The organism is Candidatus Krumholzibacteriia bacterium, from assembly GCA_029865265.1.
GTDB lineage: Bacteria > Krumholzibacteriota > Krumholzibacteriia > WVZY01 > JAKEHA01 > JAKEHA01.
This window is the reverse complement of the sequence record JAOUHG010000009.1, coordinates 1-25153: the sequence shown is the minus strand read 5'-3', so window position 1 is coordinate 25153 and position 25153 is coordinate 1. Positions and strand designations below refer to the sequence as shown.

General features: G+C 66.3%; 10 protein-coding genes. 7 read left to right on the top strand and 3 right to left on the bottom strand.

Going from position 1 to position 25153, the window contains the following annotated elements; genetic code table 11:
* Positions 1-15: 15 nt before the first annotated feature.
* The 6 genes from OEX18_06075 (at position 16) to OEX18_06050 (ending at position 19228) form a co-directional block, all read left to right on the top strand.
* A complete protein-coding gene (locus OEX18_06075; GenBank protein ID MDH4336830.1) occupies positions 16-930 on the top strand; it encodes a PhzF family phenazine biosynthesis protein in 915 nt (304 codons plus the stop codon).
* 467 nt (positions 931-1397) lie between these two features.
* A complete protein-coding gene (locus OEX18_06070) occupies positions 1398-1925 on the top strand; it encodes a hypothetical protein (protein MDH4336829.1) in 528 nt (175 codons plus the stop codon).
* 25 nt (positions 1926-1950) lie between these two features.
* Entirely contained in the window at positions 1951-9033 is a 7083-nt protein-coding gene (locus OEX18_06065) for an Ig-like domain-containing protein (protein ID MDH4336828.1), read from the top strand.
* 72 nt (positions 9034-9105) lie between these two features.
* Entirely contained in the window at positions 9106-16344 is a 7239-nt protein-coding gene (locus OEX18_06060) for a beta-propeller fold lactonase family protein (GenBank protein ID MDH4336827.1), read from the top strand.
* Between the two features lie 107 nt (positions 16345-16451).
* Complete coding sequence (locus tag OEX18_06055; protein ID MDH4336826.1) at positions 16452-18521, top strand: hypothetical protein; 2070 nt, start codon at positions 16452-16454, stop codon at positions 18519-18521.
* A 491-nt stretch (positions 18522-19012) separates the two neighbouring features.
* Entirely contained in the window at positions 19013-19228 is a 216-nt protein-coding gene (locus tag OEX18_06050) for a helix-turn-helix transcriptional regulator (GenBank protein ID MDH4336825.1), read from the top strand.
* Here the strand turns inward: OEX18_06050 and OEX18_06045 are convergent.
* Positions 19225-20733, bottom strand: a complete 1509-nt coding sequence (locus OEX18_06045) for a protein kinase (GenBank protein MDH4336824.1) — start codon at positions 20731-20733, stop codon at positions 19225-19227. The genes OEX18_06050 and OEX18_06045 overlap by 4 nt on opposite strands.
* Before the next feature lie 71 nt (positions 20734-20804).
* Positions 20805-22760 carry a glycosyltransferase family 39 protein gene (locus tag OEX18_06040; protein MDH4336823.1) on the bottom strand — a complete coding sequence of 652 codons (1956 nt, stop codon included), beginning with the start codon at positions 22758-22760 and terminating at the stop codon, positions 20805-20807.
* A gap of 805 nt (positions 22761-23565) precedes the next feature.
* On the opposite strand from OEX18_06040, the gene OEX18_06035 reads away from it, so the two are divergent.
* Positions 23566-24162, top strand: a complete 597-nt coding sequence (locus OEX18_06035; protein ID MDH4336822.1) for a T9SS type A sorting domain-containing protein — start codon at positions 23566-23568, stop codon at positions 24160-24162.
* 90 nt (positions 24163-24252) lie between these two features.
* Here OEX18_06035 and OEX18_06030 read toward each other — a convergent pair.
* The coding region (locus tag OEX18_06030) for a tetratricopeptide repeat protein (GenBank protein ID MDH4336821.1) at positions 24253-25153 on the bottom strand (901 nt) is incomplete at its 5' end.

The following is a 25153-nucleotide window of genomic DNA, read 5'->3' as shown; positions in this document are numbered from 1 at the left end:
GAAAGGAGGAGCACGATGCGCTACGCGTTCTGGACAGTCGACGTCTTCACCGATCGCGCCTTCGGGGGCAATCCGCTGGCGGTGTTTCCCTACGCCACCGGACTCAGCACGGAGCAGATGCAACGCATCGCGCGCGAGTTCAACCTCTCCGAGACCGCCTTCGTGCTTCCCCCCGAGACCCCGCAGCAGAACTTCCGCGTGCGCATCTTCACGCCCGCGCGCGAGCTCCCTTTCGCGGGCCACCCGACCGTCGGCACCGCCTACGTGCTCGCCGCGTGCGGGCGGGTGACGCTGGAGGGCGAACGCACGCGCATCGTGCTGGGTGAGGACGTGGGTGACATTCAAGTGGATATCGACGCGCGCAAGGGCATACCGCACTACGCGCGCCTCACCGTGGCGCAGCTTCCCGAGTGGGGACCCGAGGCCCCGGCCATCGAGGACCTCGCGGCCATGCTCTCAATTTCGCCCCAGGATCTTCTCGATGACGAGACGGACCACCCGCAGACGATCTCCTGCGGCGTGCCGTTCCTGTTCGTCCCGCTCGCCTCGCGCGAGGCGGTGTCCCGCGTGCGCCTGGACTGGGAGTGGTCCAACCAGTACCTGCGCACGGGCTGGGCCAAACTGGTTTACGCCTTCTCCCACGACGCGGAGTCGCCGGGGTGCTCGGTGCATGCGCGCGCGCTCACCCGCGCGGCCGGCATCGAGGAAGACCCCGCCACGGGTGCGGCGTGCAGCGCGCTGGCGGGCTATCTCGCGCGCCGTGAAGGACTTAAGGACGGGGTCGCGCGCTGGCGGGTGGAACAGGGCATCGAAATGGGCCGGCCCAGCTTCCTCGATGTCGAAGCCGAAGCGCGCGATGGCGCGCTCACCGGCGTGCGGGTGGGTGGCCAGTCGGTGATCGTCTCCGAGGGACACCTCATCGTGTCGTAGTTCCAGTGCGGACAAAGCTATCCGAATTTGCGCCGCATCTTCCTGTCGCATATCACGATAGACCTTCATTTTGGCCCGCCGATACGCTATAATCGACGCTACTCAATCCCGAATGAGACCCCGGCGTCGCGAGCACCATCCCGGCCGTGACGCCGCTGTAATGCAAGCATCCCATCAGTAGTACAGACGGATGCCCCCAAACCGCCACGTATCCCCGGCACCGGTTCGTGCAATGCGCACCGGCGTGGCGAAAGGAATCGCACGGTGTTGCGCATTCTCCGTACTGGCCTGCTGGCCCCATGGTCTGCTATTGCCACCCCCGCAGCCGCCGCGTTTCCGGCGACGGCGCAGTCCGTAGATTTCATTTCAGAGTTCATGAAGGTGTCCTGCGAACGGACATTCGCGCAGGACCATCTCCGGGTAAGCGTTTCCCCGACGTGTCCGTTGCTATGGAGAGAGAGGATCGTATGAAAAAGACAATCGTGATTTCGCTGGTGTGCGCGCTGGTGGGCTTCGCCGTGACCGCGGCGGTCGCGACGCAGGTCATCCAGCGCACCCCGCAGGAACTGGCGCAGGAGTCGGCGTTGATCGTCGACGGCACCGTGACCGGTGTGCGCTCCTACTGGAACGCCGATCACAGCAAGATCTTCACGGAGGCGACGGTGTCCGTGGGGTCTACCTACAAGGGCAACGGCGGCGGCACGGTTCGTGTCGTGCAGCCGGGCGGTGTGGTGGGCAACGTGCGCATGACCGCGCACGGCGCACTTTCCTGGAACCGTGGCGAGCAGGTGCTGCTGTTCCTGGAGCCGTCCGTGCCGGGCGCGTTCCAGGTTGCGGGTTTCTCGCAGGGCAAGTACGAGGTGGAGCGCGATCCCCGCACGGGCCGCACCTTCGTGCAGCAGACGCTTCCCGCCGATCTGGAAGGCACCGCGCCCGCGCGCGCGCAGCGCGTGACGGTCGAGCAGTTCATTAATCAGGTCTTGCCGCAGGAATAATCGGATCAATAGAAGGACACTGAGCATGACAACCCGATTCCGCTGGATGATCGCGATGGCTGCGCTGCTCGTGGTGGGCGCGCTCAACGTGCAGGGCACGATTCCCGACGATGCCGACGGTGACGGCGTTCCCGACTCCGTCGACGTATGCCCGGCAGAGGACGCGTCGTACTTCGACCGCAACGGCGATGGCTGCATCGATGACGCCATCGGACCGCGCCACGTCGAGTACTGGGGCTGGGTGGACTCGGTGATCACCTACGTGATCAACGCGTCCGGCGCACCCGGCATTGGCGGAACCGCGGACAACGACGCGATCATTGCGGCGTTCGATTCGTGGACGGCAATCCCCGGCACCGGGCTAACCGCCACCTACGGCGGAACCGTTGCCCAGGGCGTTGCCGACGGGCTCGACCGGGTCAACCTGGTGACGTTCGTCGACAACACGTACCCGTTCGGTCTGTCCACGCTGGCCGTGGGCCTCTCGACCAGCTTCGAGAGCGATACGCTCATCGCCGGGCGCGTGTGGCGCAAGGGCGAGATCTTCGACGCGGACATGCTCTTCAGCCCCACCAAGACCTTCAAGGTGGGCGGGGCCGGCCCCGGCAGCGACATCCGCAGCACCGCGGCGCACGAAGCCGGGCACCTGTTCGGCATCGCGCACACGCCCACTCGCTCCGCCACCATGCACTACGTGCTGCCGGGTGGATTCGCCGCCCGCACGCTCGAGACCGACGACCAGCAGGTCTACTACCGCGCCTACGCGACCAGCGCCTCTCTCTCCGCTGCGAGCCGCCTGCGCGGTATGGTCACCAGCGGCCAGAGCAGCAGCCCGGTGCCGGGTGCGCTGGTGTTTGCCATCGACGCGTCCAACCCGTCCGACACTGCCGCGTGCGTGATCACCATGCCCGACGGTTCCTATGACTTCGCGGGCCTCGCGGACGGCACCTACTTCGTTGCCATCCACCCGCTGGACGGCACGTCGGCCATCAACTATATCGGCGCAGGAAACGTCAACGACTTCACCGCGTCCATTGTGGACGAGGATTTCCTCCCCGAGTACTACGACGCGGCCGAGTCCAACATGGACGACGCCGCCGACAAGACCGCGGTGACGGTGACGTCCGGCGCCACCACCACGGTGGACATCATTACCAACATCGACGGCACGCCGCCCGAGGTGGTCTCGATCACCCCCGCGGCGGGCAGCGAGGATGTCGCCATCGACGGCGCCTACCTGGTGCGCTTCTCCGAGCGCGTTGACGTGGGCACCATCGGCGCGTCGTTCTCGTTCAAGCAGGGAACCACCGGCATCGGCGGCAACATCGGCGTCATCAAGGACGACTCGGTCATCGTGTTCACGCCGTCCTCGCCGCTCGATTTCTCCGCGCTGCACACGCTGCGCATCGACACCGACCTCAAGGACCGCGCCGGCAACGCGCTGGCAACCGACTACGTGGCCACCTTCACCACCGAGGCGGAGCCGCCGCTCAGCATCTCCAGCCTCGCGCCCAACAAGGGTGTTCCGGGGACCACGCTGGTCATCAACGGGCGCGGATTCTCCGTCGATCCAGCGCCCACGGTCGATTTCAACGGCACGCCGGCCACCGTCAGCAGTGCCGCGCCCGGACGGCTCGTCGTAACCGTCCCCGACGGCGTCATCTCCGGCAACGTGGTGGTCACCAACCCCGATATGCAGGTCAGCAACTCGCTGGTGTTCACCGCGCTGTCCGACGCGGAGATTGCGCGCGGCTACGAGAGCGGAACCGTGAACCTGTCCAACACGCCCAACGCCATCGCCGTCACGCCCGATGGCGCCTACGCCTACATCGCGTCGGTGGGCGGCGTGGACGCGGTGGTGGTGGACGCCGCCGCGGGCGCGTATCTCACCCGCGAACTCATCGCCGACCCCGCCGAGTACGCGGACATCGCCATTGCGCCGGACGGAACCCGCGCCTACGCGGTGAGCCCGTCGACCAGCAAGATGATCGAGATCATGACGGATCCGACCACCGGCCTGCTCTTCAAGACCATTCTCTCCACGCGCATTCTCAACGCGCAGCCGCGCAGCATCGTGGTGGATCCATTCGGATACCGGGCGTACATCGCCACCGACGCGGCCGAGGTGCAGGTGTGGGACATCCGTCTCGGCAGCCCCAGCTACCGTGAGCAGGTGGGCGTGCTTCCGTCGCCGGACGGCATCTCGCTGCCCGGCGGCATGGCCATCACCCCCGACGGTTCGCGCCTGCTCGCGCTGGGCGCGTCGGGCGAGGTGTTCTTCTACGCACTCGGCGAGGACAGCCTCACCGACCGCGTGCCGGTGTCGTTGTCTCCCCGCGCGATCAGCATCGACCCGCAGGGACAGCGCGCCTATGTCACCCACGACGACGGAACCCTCTCGGTGGTCAACGTCGGCGGGATTTCCGCGCCGCCGTTCTTCGTGCAGAGCATTTCCACCGGCGGGTTGCTGCGCGGTCTCGACACCACGCCGGCCGGGCTCTACCTCTACGTCACCGATCGCGGCGCCGACGAACTCAAGATCGTCGACCTGGACGAGACCCACACCACCTTCCGCAGCGTCATCGCCACCGCGCCCATGCCGACCAACCCGGTCGACATCGTCATGTCGGGCGACGGCATCTTTGCCTACTCCGTGCTGCAGGGTGATGGCGCCGCGCCACGCATGGTGGTCACCACCATCGGCGACGGACCCGCCATTGTGAGTATGGTTCCGCAGGCGGGGCAGCCGGGGACCCAGATTGTCATCACCGGTTCGAGCCTGAACGACGAGGGCGCGTCTGCGACCTACGTCGACTTCGACGGCGTCATCGCCACGCCGTCGCGCGTTCTTCCGGATCAAATTATTGTGACGGTCCCGGTGGGCGTGTCGAGCGGGCCGGTGACGGTTCGGTCCGAGCGCTACAGCAACCCCACCCAGGTGTCCAACGCGTTCTACTTCGAGGCCATCGGGCCCTTGTACCTGGACAACGGCCTGCGCCCGGCCGGCAGCCTCACATTCCCGAACAACGCCTCGTTGTTCTGCGACTACCTCATCAAGACGCTCGCGTTTTCGCCGGACGGCAGCTACCTGTACACGCTGTGTGGCGGCGGCGAGTTCTGTTTCGTGTTCGACATTCGTCCCGGCAGCCCCAACTATAACCAGATGGTGGGGTCGTTCGGTGTTGCCGGTGGCACCCTGGGTGACATTGCCATCACCGCCGACGGCAAGGTGGCGATCATCACCTCGGGTGGTCTGCCCCGCCCTTACTATTGCGACCCCAACGACCCGCGCTTTGGCACGGCGGGGCCGGCCTTCGACTTCACCACCAACATGATCGCGGGCGGCGCTGACTTCGTGGGCACCAGCCCGGACAACCGCAGCATCATGCTCATCGGCGGCGGGGCGCACATGTTCGTCGACGCCACCGGGTTGTCCGATGGCGTGGCACCGGTGGTTATCGATCAGAATTACCCGCCCGCACTGGACGACGACATCGTCTTCCACCCCAGCGGGCGCGCCGTCTTCATGCTCAACCCGATGTCGTCGGGCGCGGTGCTCATTTATAACACCGACCCGCAGAGCCCGAACTTCGGCACCATATCGGCGGTTCCCACCGCGCCGGCGCCGACTTCCATCGATGTCTCGCGCGACGGCAAACACGTGTTCGCGTATTCCGGCAATCCATCGCCGAACTTCGAGATGTACGTGACGCGAATCAACTGCGAGAACCCGGATAGCTGCTACTTTGAAGCGAACTGCGTGGTTGGTTCCGGCGACGCCAGTGCTATCAGCGGCGACAACACCTTCCGCATCAACCCGCAGGGGACCTTTGCCATCCGCACGCAGATGAATACCGGGTTCATCGAGTACGACCCGACCTGCCCGGTGGAGCCGTTCTACCGCTCGCTGACCTCTGGCGTTGCCCTCGACTACGGATTCACGCCCGACGGGCGGCGCATCTATGCGGCCAACGCCGGCGGCGCCACCCTGCAGATGTTCGACTTCCTGGCGGCGCAGAAGATCATTGTGGCGTCGGGGAACAACCAGACCGGCGTTACCAACGCGCTGCTGCCGGCGCCCATCCGCGTGCTGGTGCAGTCGTCGTCGTCCGCGCCGCTCGACGGCGTGCCGGTGACGTTCGAGGCGATGAACAACGGCATGCTGCTCACCGCCGACGGTCTGAAGACCAAGACCATCGTCGCGACCGACGCGCAGGGTTACGCGGAGATCCAGTGGAAGCTGGGCGACGTGGGAGCCAACACGGTGCTGGTCTCGGCGACGGCGCTTTCCGGCTCGCCGTTCAACTTCAGCGCCACCGCCAACGTGGACCCGAGCACGTTGCCGCTCTCGCTCGCGGAAGTGGTTCCGCTTGCCGGCAGCACGGATGTGAGTCCCACCACCGCGCTGCTGGCCACCTTCAGCCGCGCCATCGACACGGCGTCGATTTCGACCGGGACGCTCTACCTGCGCGACACCGCCACCGCGGCCACCGTGGCGGCGACCTACGGCTTCACCGATTCCAACCGCAAGGTGTCGCTGACGCCTTCCGCCGCACTCAGCCTGGGCACCGCCTATGAGCTGGTGCTCAGCGGCGCCATCCAGGCCGACGCCGGCGGTGGCGGGCTCACCAATCCGGGCAGCTCCGCGTTCACCACCCTCACTTCGGTGCCGCTGCGTCTCGCGGCCATCTCGCCGCCGAGCGCGCTGGTGGGTGTAAACGTGGTTCTCTCGGGAAGCGGTTTCGACGCGACGCCGTCCGCCAACACGGTGCTGTTCAACGGTGCGACCGCAACGCCCTCCTCGGGCGGCCCCGGTTCGCTGGTGGTGCGGGTGCCGACGGGTGCCATCCCCGGCCTGGTCCGCGTGGTGGCCCACGGAGACACATCCAACGCGCGCTCGTTCACGGTGCTTCAGCCCAGCACGTCGCATATCGATGAGGTGCTGGCCACCGTGCCCGCCGGTGCCGGCGCCAAGAGTTGCGCGGTGTCGCCGGACGGCGCGTTGATCTACGCGGTAAGCACCGACGGTGACGTCATCATCCCCGTCGACGTCGAGGGGCTGACCAGCTACCCGGCGATTCCCGTCGGCGACCAGCCGGTGGCGATCGTCATCCATCCCGACGGGCGCGTCGCCTACGTGGCGAACTTCAATTCTGGCTCGGTATCGGTCATCGATACCGACCCCGATTCGCCCACCTTCAACACCGTCATCCATACCATCGGTGTGGGCAGGAACCCTGCCGACCTGGCCGTCGACCCCGACGGCAGCCGCCTGGTGGTGGCCAACGCCGGGTCGTCCGACGTGAGCATCGTCGACAGCGACGGTTCGAGCACCACCAACAACGCCGTCCTGGCCACGGTTCCTTCCGGGACCGGCGCCAAGAGTGTCGCGGTGTCACCCGACGGCACCATCTATATCGGCACCAACACGGGCTTCACGGTGCTCAACGCGGCCTATGAAGTGCTCACCAGCGTTCCCTCCGGATCCGGATCCAAGAGTCTCGCGGTGTCGCCCGACGGCACGCTGCTGTTCGTCCTCACCGACGACGGCGACGTGCTCGTGGTCGACATCCAGGACGGCAGCCCGTCCGAGAACGAGGTGCTGGTGACGGTGCCGGCCGGTTCCGGTGGTAAGAGCCTCGCCGTGTCCGCGGACGGCACGCTGCTTTACCTCATCCCGGAGATCGGCGACGAGGTGCTGGTGTACGAAATCGAAGTGATCGCGGGCGTTTCGGCCATCGACCCCGACGCCGCGACGCCGTCGTTCATGGTGACCGCGACCGTCATCGATACGCTCAGCGTCGGCCCCGATCCCAGCGACGTGGCCATCGACCCCAGCGGAACGGGTTCGCTCTTCGTGGTCAACGCGGGCAACTCCACCATCTCCATCTTCGGCCCCCCGGCCGGGCCGGTGGCGGCGGAGATACGCGTGACGCCGCGCACGTTGAACCTGCAGTCCAATGGCAAGTACGTGACCGGCAGCATCGAACTCCCAGCGATGTACTTCCCGCAGGAGATCGTGGTGTCGTCCATCCGCCTGCAGGGCGCTGTTCCCGCGGTGCCCGGGACGGCGTCGTTCCAGGACGACGACGGTGACGGTCTCCAGGAGCTGCACGTGAAGTTCGACCGGGCCGCGTTCCAGGCGGTGATGCCGCAGGGCGAGTTCGTCCCGGTGACCATCGAGGGTGACGTGCGCGCAACCACCTTCGTCGGCGAGGACACCATCCGCACCATCCGCCCCACCGTGACCCACCCGCACGCGGGTGCGCCGGTTGCGCCGGGGCAGAGCACCTACATCGCCTGGACCAACCCGCAGGGCCCGTCGGCGCCGCTGGCCGATGTGCACTTCTCCGCGGATAACGGACAGACGTGGAGCCCAGTGGCGTTGCAGGTGAGCAACACCGGGCAGGTGGCGTGGATGGTGCCGGACGCTTTCTACGAGCATTGCCGGGTGCTGGTGACGCTGTGGCGCAACGGCGAGGTGTACGGGCAGGGCATGAGCCAGGATCCGTTCATGATCTCGGCGCCGGTGCCGACGCTTCTGAAGACTTTCGATATCGTGCTTGAGGACGGCGCGGCGGTGCTGCGCTGGGAAACCGGTGTCGAGATCGGGATGGAGGGCTTCGCCGTGGTTCGTTCCGAGAGCGAGCTGGGCGTGTACCGGGAGATGACGACGGAGACGATTCGCGCCAGCGGACAGGCCACCGGCGGCCGCTACGAGTTCCGCGACGAGAGTGTCACCGCCAACCGCACCTACTGGTACAAGCTGCAGGAAGTGGCGTCCGACGGGCTGGGCATGGAGTTCGGACCGTACTCGGTGGTCTACAAGCTCAGCAACGGGCTCGAGGCCAACGTTCCCAACCCGTTCAATCCCACCACCACCATCAAGTACGCGTTGGCGCAGGACGGACCGGTGAGTCTCACCATCTACGACGTCCGCGGCGCGCGGGTGCGCGAGCTGGTGAGCGAGCGCCAGCGCGCGGACGTGTACAAGGTGGTATGGGACGGCAGCAATGACAACGGGGAGCGCGTGGCCAGCGGCATGTATTTCTACCGGCTGGTCGCGGGTTCGTTCACCCAGACGAGAAAGATGATGCTGTTGAAGTAGAGAAAACCGAACCACGCGGGACCGGATCCCGCCGGAGCCCCGGGGGAGCGGGGCTCCGATTGAGGAATCGCCATGAAAAACACGCTGATCCGATCGATGCTTGTGCTGTTTCTGCTGGCCGCGGCCTCGATGAACGTGCAGGGGTTCATCCCCGACGACGCGGACGGTGACGGGGTTCCGGACTCGGTGGATGCGTGCAAGGGTGAGGACGCATCCGGCTTCGATCGCGACGGCGACGGGTGCATCGATGCGTTCATCGGCGCCCGCCACGTCGAGTACTGGGGAACCGCCGACACGCTGATCACCTACCTGATCAACGACACCGGTGCCCCCGGTATCTCGGATGGCTCCGATTTCGCGGCAATTCAAAGTGCGTTCGACACGTGGGCGGCCATCTCCGGCACGGAGCTGAACGTCGCCTACGGCGGAACCACCACCCAGACCAACTCAAACGGTCTCGACGGCGTCAACATGGTGACCTTCGTCGACGGGGCCTATCCCTTCTCCAGCCTCGTGCTGGCGGTGGGGCTGTCCACCAGCTTCGAGAGCGACACGCTCATCGCAGGCCGCGTCTATCGCAAGGGCGAGATCTTCGACGCGGACATGGTGTTTAACCCCAGCAAGACCTACAAGGTGGGCGGCAGCGGTCCGGGCAGCGACATCCAGGGTATCGCCGTACACGAGGTCGGGCACATGCTCGGTATCTCGCACACCGTCAAGCGGTCGGCGACGATGCACTACGTGCTGCCGGGCGGCCTCGCGGCGCGAAGCCTCGATACCGACGATGAGCTGGTCTACTTCAAGGCCTACGGCGACTCGCTGACCCTCGCGGAGTCCAACCGCATCAGCGGAATCGTCACCAACGGCAGCACGTCTCTGCCCGTCGGCGGCGCCATCGTCTTCCTGATCGACGCGGCCACCAGCGACACCACCGGCTGCGAGTTCACCCTGGGTGACGGCAGCTTCACCTTCCCGGGCATCGCGGACGGCGACTACTACGTCTCCATCCACCCGCTCAACGGCACCGCGCCCATCAACTATATAGAGGCGGGGAACATCAACACGCTCGTCGAGGACATCGTCGACGACAACTTCAACCCCGAGTGGTACGACGCGGCCGAATCCAACAGCGACGATCCCAACGACCGCGTGGCCATCACCGTGGGCATCTCCAGCCCGGCCACCGACATTGCCATCGTCACCAACATCGACGCCACCGGACCTGCCGTGCTGTCCACGGCACCCGGCGCGGGTGCCAGCGGTGTCGCCATTGACGGTGCCTACGTGGTGGAGTTCTCCGAGCCGGTTGCCATCGGCACCATCGTGCCGTCGTTCTCATTCCGCGACGACGCCACCATGACCGCGCGGGCCGGTAACATCGCCGTCATTCGCGACGACTCGGTGCTGGTCTTCACGCCGTCGCCGGCGCTGGAGTATTCCACCGCCTACACGCTCACCATCGACACCGACCTCACCGACAAGTTCGGCAACCACCTCGAGAGCGACTTCACGCTCTCCATCACCACCGAACCCGAGCCGCCGCTGGCGCTCACCAGCCTTGCGCCCACCAAGGGCGTTATCGGGACCACGCTGGTCATCAACGGCCGCGGTTTCAAACGGGTTCCGGCCGACCCGACGGTCACCGTGGGTGGCGCTGCCGCCACCATCAAGTCGGTCAAGCCCAACCAGGTGGTGGTGACGGTGCCGGCCGGCGCGGCGACGGGACCGGTGCTGGTGGTCAACGCAGATCTGACGACCAGCAACCCGCTCACCTTCACCGTCCTCACCGCCAACGAAGTGGCGCGCGGCTACGAGTCCGGCCAGGTGCTCTTCTCGCACGCGCCAACCTCGGTAGCACTGACACCGGGTGGGGAGTACGCATACGTCGGCACGTCGCTGGGTGCGGAGGCCGTCATCGTGAGCCCGAGTGTTTCCGGCTACCTGACCAGTACGTTCATTCCGTACCCGTCGGGCCTGGATGACATCGCGGTCAACGCGGAGGGCACGCGCGCCTACGCCATCAGCAAGGCATCGGGCGAGCTGGTGGAGATCATGGCCGATCCCAGCACCGGCCCCGTGTTCAACACGGTGCTGGCGTCGCACGCACTCGGCGCCGGTCCGCGCGGGCTGGTCGCCGAGCCCAGCGGTGACCGCGCCTACGTGGCCACCGACGAGTCCGAGATCCAGGTGTGGGACACGCGCCTGGGAAGTCCCACCTACCAGCAGCAGGTGGGTGTGCTGCCCGCACCCGGCGGTGCATCGGTGGGCGGCGCCATGGCGGTAACGCCCGCCGGCGATCGGCTGCTGGCGGCCACCGACGCCGGTGATCTGCTCTTCTTCGACCTCGACGGCGACTCGTTGCTCACGCAGATCCCGGTGGGCGCGGACCCGCGCGGGATCAGCGTCGACCCGCAGGGCGAGCGCGCGTACGTCAGCCATCTGGGCGGCGACATTTCCATCGTCAACATCCAGGGCACGCCGTTCCAGGTGCAGGACGTGGCCACCGGCGGATCCCTGCGCGGACTGGCCATCACGCCGGCGGCGCAGTACCTGTACGTGACCGACCGCGAGCTCGACAACGTGAAGATCGTCGACCTGGTGGAGTCGAGCAGCACGTTCCGCACCGTGGTCGAAGACATCGAAACCCCCATCAACCCGGTCGATATCGCGATTTCTCCGGAGGGCCTGTACGCGTTTTCCGCGTTGCAGGGTGGCGGCGCGCTGTCACCGCGCCTGCTGGTCACCACCATCGGCGTGGGTCCGGTGCTGCAGAGTGTCTATCCCACCGCCGCTCCCGCGGGCGGTCAGGTGGTGTTTTCGGGTCTCGAGTTCGGCGACCCGCAGGACTTCGATGAGGCGTCGGTCAGTTTCAATGGCACCATCGTCGCGGCAGAGCACCACGAGTTCGACAAGATCATCGCGCGGGTTCCGGTTGGCGCCAGCAGCGGTCCGGTGCAGGTGATCGTCCGGCTGTCGGGCACCACGGTGGACCAGACCTCGAATTCGCGTTCGTTCCAGGTGCTGCTTGCCAACGCGGGCTCCGGTACGCCGCGCTTCGCGGGCGCCATGGCGGGCCCGCCCCCGGGTACCAACGATGCGCTGGCCATGAGTCCCAACGGCGAGTACCTGCTGGTGGGCAGCGACGACGGGAGCATTTCACAGTACGACGTCCGTCCCGGCAGCCCGTCCTACAACCAGGAGATCAACCGCTACCGTCCGCTGGGTGACGCGGTGGATGACATGGCGATCACCGCCGACGGCAAGACGACCTTCGCGCTCACGCAGAACGACGGGCCGCTGGGGCGCTTCGTTCCCATCATCGACACGGACCCCAGCAGCCCCGGCTGGGGCAAGCTGCGCGGGTACGTGGGCTCGCCGGGGATATTTGCGTTCAGCTATATCTCCCACGTGGAGACGAGTCCGGACAACCGCTGGGTGCTGGTGGCGGACGGCGGGCGCGACCAGGTCTACATCCTCGACGCGGCCGGTGTCAGCGACGGCGCGGGTGTCACCGTGGTCGATTCCATATCGACGGCTCCCGGTTTGATCTTCGACCTTGAGTTCCATCCCTCGGGGCTGGTGGCCTACATTGCGTTGCGCAATCCCAACAACATCTTCGTCGTCGACATGGACAAGCAGAGCCAGACGTTCGGTGTCGTCGCCTCGCTGATCAGCGTTCCCGGTACGCCTCCGCAGGAGACGCCCTTCTGCATCGACCTTACCCCGGACGGTAACCGCCTGCAGATCCTGACCTATCAACTGGACGGCGCGCCGGTCACGCGCTCGATCTTCGACTACACGGTGACGAACAACGGACTCACCAACACGTTGCAGAGTCAGTTCGTGCTGGAGACGGGCGCGGGTGGTCCCGGAGGCGCCTACCAGGAACGGATGCGCATCTCGCCGCAGGGCAACCGCGCCATCCGCGTATCCAAGGGGCTGGCGGCGTTACAGTACTACGATCCGGCCACGGCCGACGTATACACCAGCCACGGCGGCGTCTTTGAGACGTTGACCCCGAACGAATTCGAGTACACGCCGGACGGCACCCGCCTCTACTACGCGAGCACGTTCCACGACAGCGTGCGCGTGTACGACTTCTACGGCGGCTTCACCAGCGTCTACTACCTGGCGGTGGCTTCGGGGAACAGCCAGACCGGCGTCATCAACCGGGTGCTGCCCGCGCCGATCCGCGCGACGACGTACGGAGAGGGCCCGTCGCTGCCCGGCCTCACCATCACCTTCCGCGCCGGACCCGGTAACGGCCTGTTCGTTACGCCCGACGGGCTGGTGGACGAGATCAACGTTGCCACCGATGCGGCCGGCCTGGCCGAGGTGCAGTGGCAACTGGGGCCCAACGTGGGCACGCAGACCATCCAGGTGATTGCCGAGGGCATCGATCAATCGCCGCGTACGGTGAGCGCAACCGCAACAGTGGATCCGGCAACCCTGCCGCTGGCGCTGGCTGAGGTGTTGCCGCTCAACCTGTCCAGCAACGTCAGCACCACCACCGCGGTGCTCGCCACCTTCAGCCGCGCGGTCGATCCGGCGACGATCGGCGCATCCTCGCTGTTCGTGCGCCTCGCGGCCGACGCCACCCTCATTCCGGTGACCTACGGCTTCACCGACGGCAACCGCAAGGTTTCGCTCACACCCGGCGCGCCGCTCGGGTATTCGACGCAGTACGAGGTGGTCTACACGAGTGACATCGAGGATTCGGCCACCGATCCGCTTACCAACCCGGGGCAGTCGGCGTTCACCACCCGGGCCAGGCCCCCGGTGGCGCTGGCGTCGGTTTCTCCGCCCAGCGCGCTGCGCGGCGTGACCCTGGTGCTTTCGGGAACCAGCTTCGACCCGGTGCCCGCCAACAACACGGTGCTCTTCAACGGTGTGGCGGCAACGCCGACCAGCGCCACCACATCGCGCCTGACGGTGGTGGTCCCGCTTGCCGCCACGACCGGCACCATCCAGGTGCAGGTGGGTGCGGAAACCTCCAACAGCAAACCCTTCACGGTGCTGCAGCCCAACACCTCGCCCATCGACGAGGTGATCGCCAACATCGGCACGGGTGCGGGTGCCAAGAGCTGCGCGGTGACGCCCGACGGCCTGCTGGTCTACACGGTGAGCCCGGAGGGTGACGTCGTCATCCCGGTGGACGTCAACGGGCTCTCGACCTACCCGTCGATCCCGGTGGGCGACCAGCCGATTGCGATCATCATTCACCCGGAGGGGACGTTTGCCTACGTGGCGAACTTCAACTCGGGGACGGTGTCGGTCATCGGCGTCGATCCGTCGAATGTATCCACGTTCAATACAGTGGTGGCCACCATCGCCGTCGGCACCAACCCCATCGACCTTGCCATCTTCCCGGACGGCGACCGCCTGCTGGTGGCCAACGCCGGTTCGAGCAGCGTGAGCGTCATCGATACTGACGACTCGAGTTCGCTGCACCACCAGGTGCTGTCCACGGTTCCGGCCGGAGCGGGCGCCAAGAGCCTCGCCGTGTCGCCGGACGGTGCGCGCATCTACGTGGGCAACGACACCGGTTTCGTGGTGCTCGATGCCAGCGGCTATACCGTGTTGACCTCGGTTCCGGCCGGTGCCGGTGCCAAGAGCATGGCGGTGTCGCCGGACGGCGCGCTCTTGTTCATCCTGACCGACAGCGGTTCCATCCTGGTGGTGGATGTGTTTCCGGGCAGCACCTCCGAAAACGAGGTGCTCGCCACCGTGCCCGCGGGTACGGGTGGAAAGAGCCTCGCCATCTCCGCGGATGGAACGCTGCTGTACGTGATCCAGGAGAACAGCGACGAGGTGCTGGTCTTCACCATCGAGTCGGTGGGAGGTGTCTCGGCCATCGAGCCGGGCAGCGCCGCCCCGGGCTTCAGCGTGACGCTCTCGCTGGTGGATACCATCGATACCGGTTCGGGTCCCGCGGACATCGCGGTCGACCCCACCGGCAGCGGACTGCTGTTCATCACCAACCCCGGCGCCAAGACGCTGTCCATCGTGAACGGCTCGGACGTCCCGCTGGGACAGGTGGCGGCCGAGGTGCACGTGGACAACCTGGCGGAGGACGTGGCCGCGGACGGGTTCTACGTGACCGGCCGCGTGGAGCTGCCGGCGCCGTTCCTGGCGCAGAACATCGACCTGGCGTCGGTGCGGTTGGCGACGACGGTGCCGTACGTGCCGGGCAGCGAATCGATCGTCGACGAGGACAACGACGGGATCGACGAGCTGCGGGTGAAGTTCCTGCGTCACCAGTACCAGGCGGCGGTTCCGCAGAGTTACCACACCGCGGTGGAGATTTCGGGCGAGGTGCCGCCGCGGACCTTTGCCGGTGATGACACCATCCGCACGATACGCCCGGTGATTCTGCGCCCGGAGGCGGGTGACTTCCTGCCGTCGAACGACTGGCGCCTGATTGTGTGGGCGAGTCCGCTGGAGACGATCCTGCACCGCGCCGACGTGCACGTCTCCGTGGACGACGGCCAGACGTGGAAAGAAGTGGCGCACCAGATTCCCAACATCGGCCTGGCACTGTGGAAGACGCCGGCGGACTACCACGAGAAGTGCTGGATCCTGGTGAGCCTGTACAAGCACCACCATTGGCCGCACGCGCCGGGTGACCGGTTTGTGAACGGTGACGACGGTGACGGTCACGACCACTTCTGCGGGGACGAGGAGCTGTACGTGCAGGGGATCAATGACGCGCCCTTCACCGTTGGCAGCACCGTTCCCACACGCCTGAAGACCTTCGACATTACCATGGAGGACGGCGCGGCGGTGCTGCGCTGGGAGACGGGTGTTGAGATCGGGATGGATGGCTTCGCCGTGGTTCGTTCCGAGAGCGAGCTGGGCGTGTACCGGGAAATGACGACGGAGACGATTCGCGCCAGCGGGCAGGCCACCGGCGGCCGCTACGAGTTCCGCGACGAGAGCGTCACCGCCAACCGCACCTACTGGTACAAGCTGCAGGAGATCACGCCCGATGGCATGGGCGCGGAGTTTGGACCGTACTCGGTGGTGTACAAGCTGAGCTACGGACTGGAGCAGAACATGCCCAATCCGTTCAACCCCACCACGACCATCAAGTACGCGTTGGCGCAGGATGGCCCGGTGAGTCTCACCATCTACGACGTCCGCGGCGCGCGGGTGCGCGAGCTGGTGAACGAGCGCCAGCGTGCGGACGTGTACAAGGTGGTGTGGGACGGGACGAATGACCGCGGGCAGCACGTTTCGAGCGGCATGTACTTCTACCGTCTCTCCGCGGGCAAGTTCACGCAGACGAGGAAAATGCTGTTACTCAAATAGTACGCGCTGCCACCGTCGCCGGATCATGATACAATCCCGGGGTCATGACTCGGGGCCGGCGAGCAACTGACGGTGGGGTGCGACAGCGTTTCCAATGGACGCTCCGGTTGGTTGTCACCACCGGAGCGTTCCTGCTCTGGGGTGCACCCGCGCCGGCGAGCAACGCCACCGCTCCCCCCACCACCTTTCCACCGCCGTCGCAGCCCGCGGCGGAGATCCTGCGCCTCGCGCCGCTTGTGCCGTTCGCGGGAGATGACGTGCGCGTGAACGCGCTGCCCGAACAGGCGCTCGCGGAAGTCATCATCGACGTCAATCCCACCAACCCGGCCAACCTGGTCATCTGCGGCTACTCGCGCTCGCTCAAGACCATGAGCACCTTCCACTCCTTCGACGCGGGGAACACGTGGACGCACGTGGCGGTGGGCGATGCCCACGACGGCCTGGGTGCAGATGTCGATCGCTTCGACCCCACGCTGGTGTTCGACGCCGGCGGGCGGGTCTACGTGGGCTACGGCGCGCGTGTACCGGTGCCGGAGGGCACCAGCGACCACATCGTGGTGTGCCGCAGCGACGACGGCGGGATCACATTCAACCCCGGTGTGTTCGTGTGGATTGCGCCCGACGTACTGGGCACCGCGGGCAACGACAAGTTTCACCTGGCCGCGGGCCCCGAGCGCTTCAACCGCGAGCAGCAGGTGATCATGATGGCGTGGACGTGGAACGTGCCGCCCGCGTTCGGCCGCGTCGACCAGCAGATCGCGTTCTCGCGCTCGGTCGATGCGGGCGCCACATTCTCGACGCCGGTGGTGATCAACGACGACTCCATCTCCGACCGCGGCTACTCTCTCTTCGCCGATCCCGCCATCGGGCCCGACGGTGTGATGTACGTGGCCTGGAACGACATCAACGTCAACGAACTCCGCGTGGATCACTCGTTCGACAACGGCAGCACCTGGGGGGTCGACGTGGTGGTGGAGACGGGTGCGCTTCCGTTTCGCACCCGCGTTCCGCCGCAGCCCAACCGCGGCGTCTTCGCGGGTCCGGTGCTGGACGTCGACTGCAGCGGCGGATTGCACAACGGGCGCGTGTACCTGGTGTACTGCCACGGCAGCGACCAAGACACCGACGTGCTGGTGCGCCACTCCGACGACCGCGCGAACACCTTCTCGCCGCCGGTGCGCGTGAACGACGACGCGCCCGGGAGCTTCCAGTTCCTGCCCTGGCTGGATGTGAACCAGAGCAACGGCCGCGTGAACGTGGTGTTCTACGACACGCGCGAGGACAGCATCAACCATCTCGCACGGGTGAACCTGGCGGCCAGCGACGACGGGGGCGAGAGCTTCCTCATCAATGCGCCGGTGGCGGACGTGCCCTCCAACAACGGCACCAGCAACCCCAGGCGCTACCCCGGCAACTACCTGGAGTACATCGGTGTGACCGGGTGGGGAGAGGATGCGTTCGTGGCCTGGACGGACACGCGCAACTCGCCCGAGCCGCTGACGGATTACTACTTCGACCGCGTGCCGCCCGATCCCACCCCACCGGCCATTGTGGTCACGCTCGACCCGGATGAGCTGTGGCCGCCAAACCACAAGTGGGTGGAGGTGAGCGCCACGGTGACGGTGTCCGACCAGCAGGACCCGGCGCCGGTGTTCGTGCTGGAATCGATCACCAGCAACGAACCCGGCGGCGCGGAGGACGTCAAGGACGCGGCGTGGGGCACGCCCGATGTCGCGTTCAAACTGCGCGCGGAGCGCAACGGGAAGGGCCGGGGACGGGAGTACGCGGTTGTCTACGCAGCCAGCGATGCCACCGGCAATGTGGCGCGCGACACCGCGTACGTAGTGGTTCCGCACGATCGTGGCGGACAACCGCAGGACAGCGTGGCCGTCTCCCGCCGCGTCACCCGCATTCGCACCATCGAGCCCAACCCGGCCAACCCGTCGGCCGCGGTCCACTTTGAGACGGCGGTGGCGGGGCACGTGCGCGTGAGTATCTTCGATGTCCGCGGGCGGCACGTTGCGGTGCTGGCCGATGCGCCGTATCCGGCCGGCGCACACGTGGTCCGCTGGAACGGTGTGGGCGTGAACGGCGCTCCCGCGGCCTCTGGCGTGTACTTCGTCCTCATGGAAGCGGGGACAATCCGCGCCACGCGCAGGCTGGTTCTGCTGCGCTGACAGGCCTTGCGCCCACCCGGTTTTGTGCTACAATGGGTGCCAGCCGCGACTTCGGGGGCGCCATGCACGAACCGCCTGGCCGCGACGAAAGCCAATCGCTCCCCTCCTGGGTTTCCCTGCTGGCGATGCCGGTGTGGATCACATCGCCCGAGGGGACCGTCGCCTATCTCAATCCCCGCGCCGAATCCCTGCTGGGCCTCAATCTGGCCGACTGCGCCGGCCACGCCTGCTTCCTTGTCATTGCCGGCCGCACGCCCGAGGGCGCCCCGCTGTGCGGTCCCCGCTGCTTTGTGCGCCGCTCGGTGGAAGAGTCCCGGGAGATCGAGCCGATTCGCGTGAGCGTTCCCACCCCGGGCGGCAAACGCCAGGAGGTGAAGGTGGTGGTGATTGCGCTGGATGACGGCCGGCTGGTGCACTGCGTGGTGGACGGTGCGCGTGAACTGCGCGTGCGCAAGTTCATCGACCGCGTGGCGCTGCGCTCGCCCGAGACGATCCAGCCCGAGCAGACCGACCTTTCCGCGGAACTCACCCAGCGCGAGCGGGAGATCCTCTCCCTGCTGGCCGAAGATGCCACCCTGCACGAGATCGCCGAGCGGCTGGGCGTGAGCTATGCCACCGTGCGCAACCACGTACAGCACATCCTGCGCAAGCTGGGCGTGCACTCCATTCTGGAAGCGGTGGCGGTGTTTCTGTTGAACGCAGACTAACGGCCGGGTTCCGGCAGCAACTCGCGCAGCTCGGGGATGTTGGGATACACCGCGCGCGCCTCCAGCCAGCGTTCGCGTGCTGCGGTGCTGTCGCCCCCGGCGGCGAGCGCCTTGCCGAGGTTCATGAGTTGATAGCCGCGCACCATGGCGCGCGGCTCCTCCAAAGGAATGACCGCCTCCAGCACACCGCGCGCATCCTCGGGGCGTCCGATGCGCAGGTACACAGCGGCCAGCTGGTTGGCCACGATGGCGGAGTCGGGCGCCTCGCCGCGCAGGGCGCGCTCGAAGTACACCGCCGCGCTGTCATACTGGCTCTGGTCGAAAAAGCGATTGCCGATGTTCAGCAGCGCCGGCCCGAAGTGCGGGTTGCGCTTGAGGCACTCGCGATACATCGAATCCGCAATCACCGGATAGCCGGCCTCCAGCGCCATGAACCCCAGCTCGTTGTAGGGCGGGGCATAGGTGGGGTCCTTCTGCAGCGCCTGGCGCAGCAAGTCTTCCTTGGCCGCGTCGTCCGCGGCCAGCAACGCGCGCTCGTTGAGGTTCTGCGCCTCGGCGCGATGCGCGGCCGCGCGCTTTCCCTGCACGAAGTTCCACCCCAGGAGTCCCACCCCGAACACCACCGCCGACACGATCCCCACCGTGAGCGCCATGCGCACCGGGGAGGACTTGCGCTCGATCACCGTGGTGCCGGTGAGTTCCGGCGCCACCGCAAGGATGGCGTCGCGGAAGGCGCCCGCGTCCGCGTAGCGCTTGTCGAGTTCCTTCTCGAAGGCGCGGTCCAGCACGCCCTGCAGGCCCACCGGGTAGTCGCTCGACTCCAGCTTGAGCGGCTTGGGCGTCTCGTTGCGGATGGAGTACATCACTGCCATGGGATGGTCGCCGCGGAACGGGTGCATGCCGGTGATCATCTCGTGGTAGATGGTGGCAATGGAGAAGAGGTCGCTGCGCGCATCCAGGCGCCTTCCCAGCACCTGCTCGGGCGACATGTACGGCACCGTGCCCAGAGTGGTGCCTTCCTGGGTGATGGCGGTCTGCGTGGTGAGGTGCGCGAGGCCGAAGTCCATCAGCTTGATGATGCCGTCGCGCGTCACCATGATGTTTTCGGGCTTGAGATCGCGGTGCACGATGCCCTCGGCGTGGAGCCGCTGCAGCGCGTCGAGCAGCGCGATGATCCAGCGCGTGGCCGTGCGCCAGTCGATGGGGCCCTTGTCGATGACGTCGCGCAGGGTCTCGCCGTCGATCAGCTCCATCGCCATGTACGGCTCACCGTTCTCCTCGCCGGCCGCGTACACGGTGATGATGTTGGGATGGTTGATCCTGGAGCAGGCGCGCGCCTCGCGCAGGAAGCGTTCCTTGCCCTCCTTGCTCAGCGACTTGGCCCGGATGACCTTGACGGCCGCGGGACGGTCCAGCGTGAGGTCCTGGGCCCGGTACACCGTGCCCATTCCGCCCTCGCCGAGTATCTCGCGAAGCTCGTAGCCGCCAAGCTCTCTACGCTCCATGACCGGAGACTAACAGGGTAAAAGCAGGGTGGCAAGGAAGGCCGCGGGGGCTGGAGAGGGCGGGGAAGCGGTCAGGGCGTGGCCGCGCTTATCTGCTCGCGCATGGCTTTGATTCTGGCGCGGACGTCATCGTCGGGGGCGGCGGCAGCGACACGCTCCAGTACGAGGAGCGCGGTTTCGGTCTGTCCCGTCGACAGCAGGGCGCCGACCGCTCCAATGGCACATTGCATGAACAGCCTCGGGTCGCCTGGCCTGCGATCCAGCGCACGGATATAGGAGACGTACGCCTCGCGGTGAAACCCGAAGAAGGCGTAGTTGGCGCCGAGGTCGTAGTAGAACGATGCCTGCCGGTCCGGGCTCCCCGCGTCGGGTGGCAGAATGGGCGGGGGCGGGATGGAATCCCGGAGGGAGAAGGGCGTGGACCGGGACGGACGCTGGTAGACCGTCAGGCGGATCCCGTCGCCGGACGGAGGGGCAAACTCCCGGACCATCCGCGTCTCGGTAGCGAGGCGCTCATAAAAGCGAATTTGCTCCGGGAAGCGGGCAGGTTCGCGTTCGTAGCGGCCGCGCACAGCACTGCTTGTGACCACGTAGTCGGCGCAGGGGTAGAGCGCCAGCGCGTAGAAGGGGGCGGATTCCTCCGGCTGCGTCTGGAACATGGGGAGTCGCTGCACCGCGTGCACCGGCCGCGCGCCCATTCGTTTGAGCACCTGCACGCGCAGGGACGGGTCGAACTGCATGAGCAACGGCGGCGCGATGAAATCGGGACCATAGTGCTCGGTCAGTATGAACGCGCCGTGCGGGATGTTGGCGTCGATCCAGTTGGCTGCTTCGGTGCGTGCGTCGGCGTGCATGGCCGCCACCGCCCGCCCATGCCGGCCGAGATCAACGGCTCCAACCGCCAGTATCAGCAGCACCGCCGTCACCCGCCGCAGCCGCGTTTTTGAATGGAGCAGCGCCGCCATCGGCGCGGCCGCAAAGACCAGCAGCACCGGCAGCACCGGGAGGAGGTAGCGGTCGGCACGCATTTTCCAGCTCGAAATGATCACCAGGTAGAACAGGGCAAACACCAGCAGCACAATCGCAGCGCGGTCCCGTCTGCGAAACGCCAGCCATCCCATGCCGGCCATGGCGGCCAGCACCACCGGAATGCTGACCACGCGACCCGCGAGCGCCTTGCCATAGGCGATCCAGGACGATGTTTGTGCCACGCCGAAGTGCCCCTCCGCCATGTGCGAGCGCTCATACGACAGTGCGCTCCAGAACTCCCGGAAGTCGAGGAGCACGAAAGGCGACGTGAACGCAAACGTGACGCACGCGATCCCCGCGGCGATGAACAGCGCGTGGTGCCGGTGCCGGCCTGCGCCCAGCACGTGCGCCACCACCAGCGGCAGCAATAGAAAGAATCCCGTGTACTTGCTGGACGCAGCCAGCCCGATGGCGATGCCCGCAACAACGTAGTCTCTGCGCACGGGCCCCCGGGAAATCCTGACAACGGCCCACAATGCCACAATCACAAAGAACGTGAGCGGCACGTCCACGTCGATGCGTTGCGAGCTGCCAATGTGAAACGCGTTCAGCGCGAGAAACAGGGCCGCAAGCAGTCCCGCTGTGCGGCCGGCCACGAGGGTGCCGAGGCGGGCGATGGCCCAGACGCTGGCGATGCCAAACAGGGCCGTCACCGCGCGCTCGGTAAGGTAGATGACCGACGGGTCGGTGAGGAAGAGGACCTGCCAGTCGACGATCGATTCTATCCGCCCCGCGAGTTGCAGCCCGAGGTACGTCAACCCCTGGGTGACAAAGTGAACGTAGAACAGGAGGCTCGGATAGTTGAAGAAGTGCGGGTTGAGCGTTGCATCGCCGCCGCGGTCCCATCCCCACATCTGGAAGGCCACGTGCAGGGGGCGAGCCTCTTCGTACGTGTACGGCAGCGCCCAGCCCAGGCCCCGCAGGCGAAGGACGAGAGCAACCAGGACGATCACCCCAAGGAGAATCATCGAGGCGCGCTTGTCAAGGCGGTCAGTCACGTGAGCAGTTTAGCATCATATTGGTGCTGGCGTCCGAAGACCCGGAATGCTCTGTAGCGGGGTAATGGGCGGGCGCTGACGAGGTCCGCCGCACCCTTAAGCGGGGGGTAGACAAAAGAGGCTACGGTGCGATATACTCGCCGCGTTAGTCCTTCCTTATTGCTCTAGCCAACGGGGGTGCTATTTTGGCAAGAGTTCCGGGATGCTCGGCTTCTTCTTGCGCAGAACGCTGCGCGACGTCCCCGCCAGATCATCTCCTTGCAGTTCTTCGGCCAAGCAAGGTAATGCTGTGATTCCTGCCGTGATGTGTGTTTCTCATTCGTCTGTCCGTTCGCTCGCTGTTCAGTCGCATGGATGCTCTGAGTCCCGTTCTCAGAAGTGGGCGAATCACCCGCGGGCGCCTCTTGTTCTAAGAAACGTGCTGCTCGCCATCATGATGGCGATTTGCTCAGCGGCGCCGGCGTCCGCTGGCGTGATTCATGGCTATGCATGGTTCGCGTTCGGTTCATGGGACTTCAGTGATTCCTTACTGGTTGGGGAGTACGATGGAGACCTGTCGATTGTTTATGTAGTCGACCCGCCGCTTGGGTACGTGTATGGGTGTTGGAACGGAGCATCTGCGCGCATAGTATCAGGATCGTTTGAGGACGTTGTCGAGGCGCCGGCTGACCTGGCGACGTACGATGCTCATGGACCCGCGCTTCTCGGTCCCGTCTATGTTCTCCGCACCGCGGAGGGACACTACGTGAAGTACCATATGATTCAGGTATTGCCCGCGCCACTTATCGAGTATGTCTAGGCCCTGGTGGTGTCGCTGCGTAGCGACCACCCGCGGCTTCGGTTCATCGGCTGGGAACCCGATGCCGCCTACCCATCGACAACCATGGGCACCGAGGTGACGCGGGATGGCGTCCGCCAGGCGTTTGTGGGTGTCATTGGAGATAGCAAGCCGCTTGCGCCGGTGGTGGAGTTCGGGCGGGTGGAGTTTGAGGTGGTGGGTGAGGAGCCACTGGTGCTCTCGGAGGAAGACCTGAGCTTCATTATTGCCGATCTCGAGGTGGTGGGAGGCGGGCTGCGCGCGTTCTCGCCGATCCGGCTGGAGAAGAATGAGGTCCAGCCCACGTACCGCTTCGAGCTGGCCCAGAACGTCCCCAACCCGTTCAACCCGTCCACGACCATCGCCTACTCGCTGGCCAGCAACGCCGACGTCGCCCTGGCGATCTTTGACGTCACGGGTGCACGGGTGAAGACGCTGGTGAGCGGGCGTGAGAACACGGGGGTTCACCGGGTCGCGTGGGATGGAACCAACGACCGGGGAGCACGCGTGTCGAGCGGCGTGTACTTCTACCGGCTGATCGCGGGCTCGTTCAAGAGCACGAAGAAGATGGTGCTGCTTCGGTAGACGCTGCTGCCTTGCGCCGCGATGCGAAAACCGGCCCCGGAGAGTCTCCGGGGCCGGTCGGCTTGCGAAACGAGGTGGTTGTCCGGACAGTTACTTCTGGGAGCGCTGCATCTCCTGCATGGCTTCCTGCGTGCGGCCCGTCTCGGCGTAGAGCCGGCCCAGGATGGCGTGCAGCGACGCGTTGTCGGGGTCGCTGGCCAGCGCGGTCTCGGTCTCGTCGATGGCATCTTCCACCAGTCCGCGGTCGAAGAACAGGCTCGCCCGCATCAGGCGGTACGTCACTTCGCCCGGCTTCTCGGCGTCGATCTCGGCCAGTTCCTTGTCCAGCGATGCCACGTCGGCCGGTGCGATCACTTCAAAGAAGGCCGCGGTGGTGCGCAGCGGCGGCGACACCATGGGGTCGGTGGTCTCGAGCGTCCACGAGTACGACACGCCCGGTGAGAGCGCGGGGGCGCTGGCCGGATACGCCAGCGATGACGCGTCCGCGATGTCGGACTGCCACTGGACGCCCGACTCGTTGTACAGGGTGAAGCGCAGCTCGAGGGACTCGTCCTCGATGCGCCACGAGAATGTCGGGGTCGCGTTGCGCACCTTGGTCTGCACCGGCGACAGCGGCACCAGGGTGGAGGCCTTCTCGCCGGAACGCAGTCCGCTGATCGAACCGCTTCCCTCGGAACTCTTGAGCTTGAGGAAGTTGCTCACCACTTCGAAACTGCCGGAGTCCTTCACCGGCTCCTTCGCGCCGGGGTGACCCTTGATCTTCATGCTGCTGTTGGGGCCCACGGACACCCAGTTGCCGGCGGCGAACATGATTTCCGCCTCGGCTTCGGCGCCGGTGCGCACTTCGTCACCGTCGTTGAGCGAGAGTCCGAACGTCGCCACCGTGGCCTGGCCGCCGGCGCGCGTCACCATCACCGAGCCGCGGCACGACGTGAGCACGGCCGCCGGGGCGTCGGTGCCCGCCGGCGCGGGCGTGGGCGACTGGCCGACG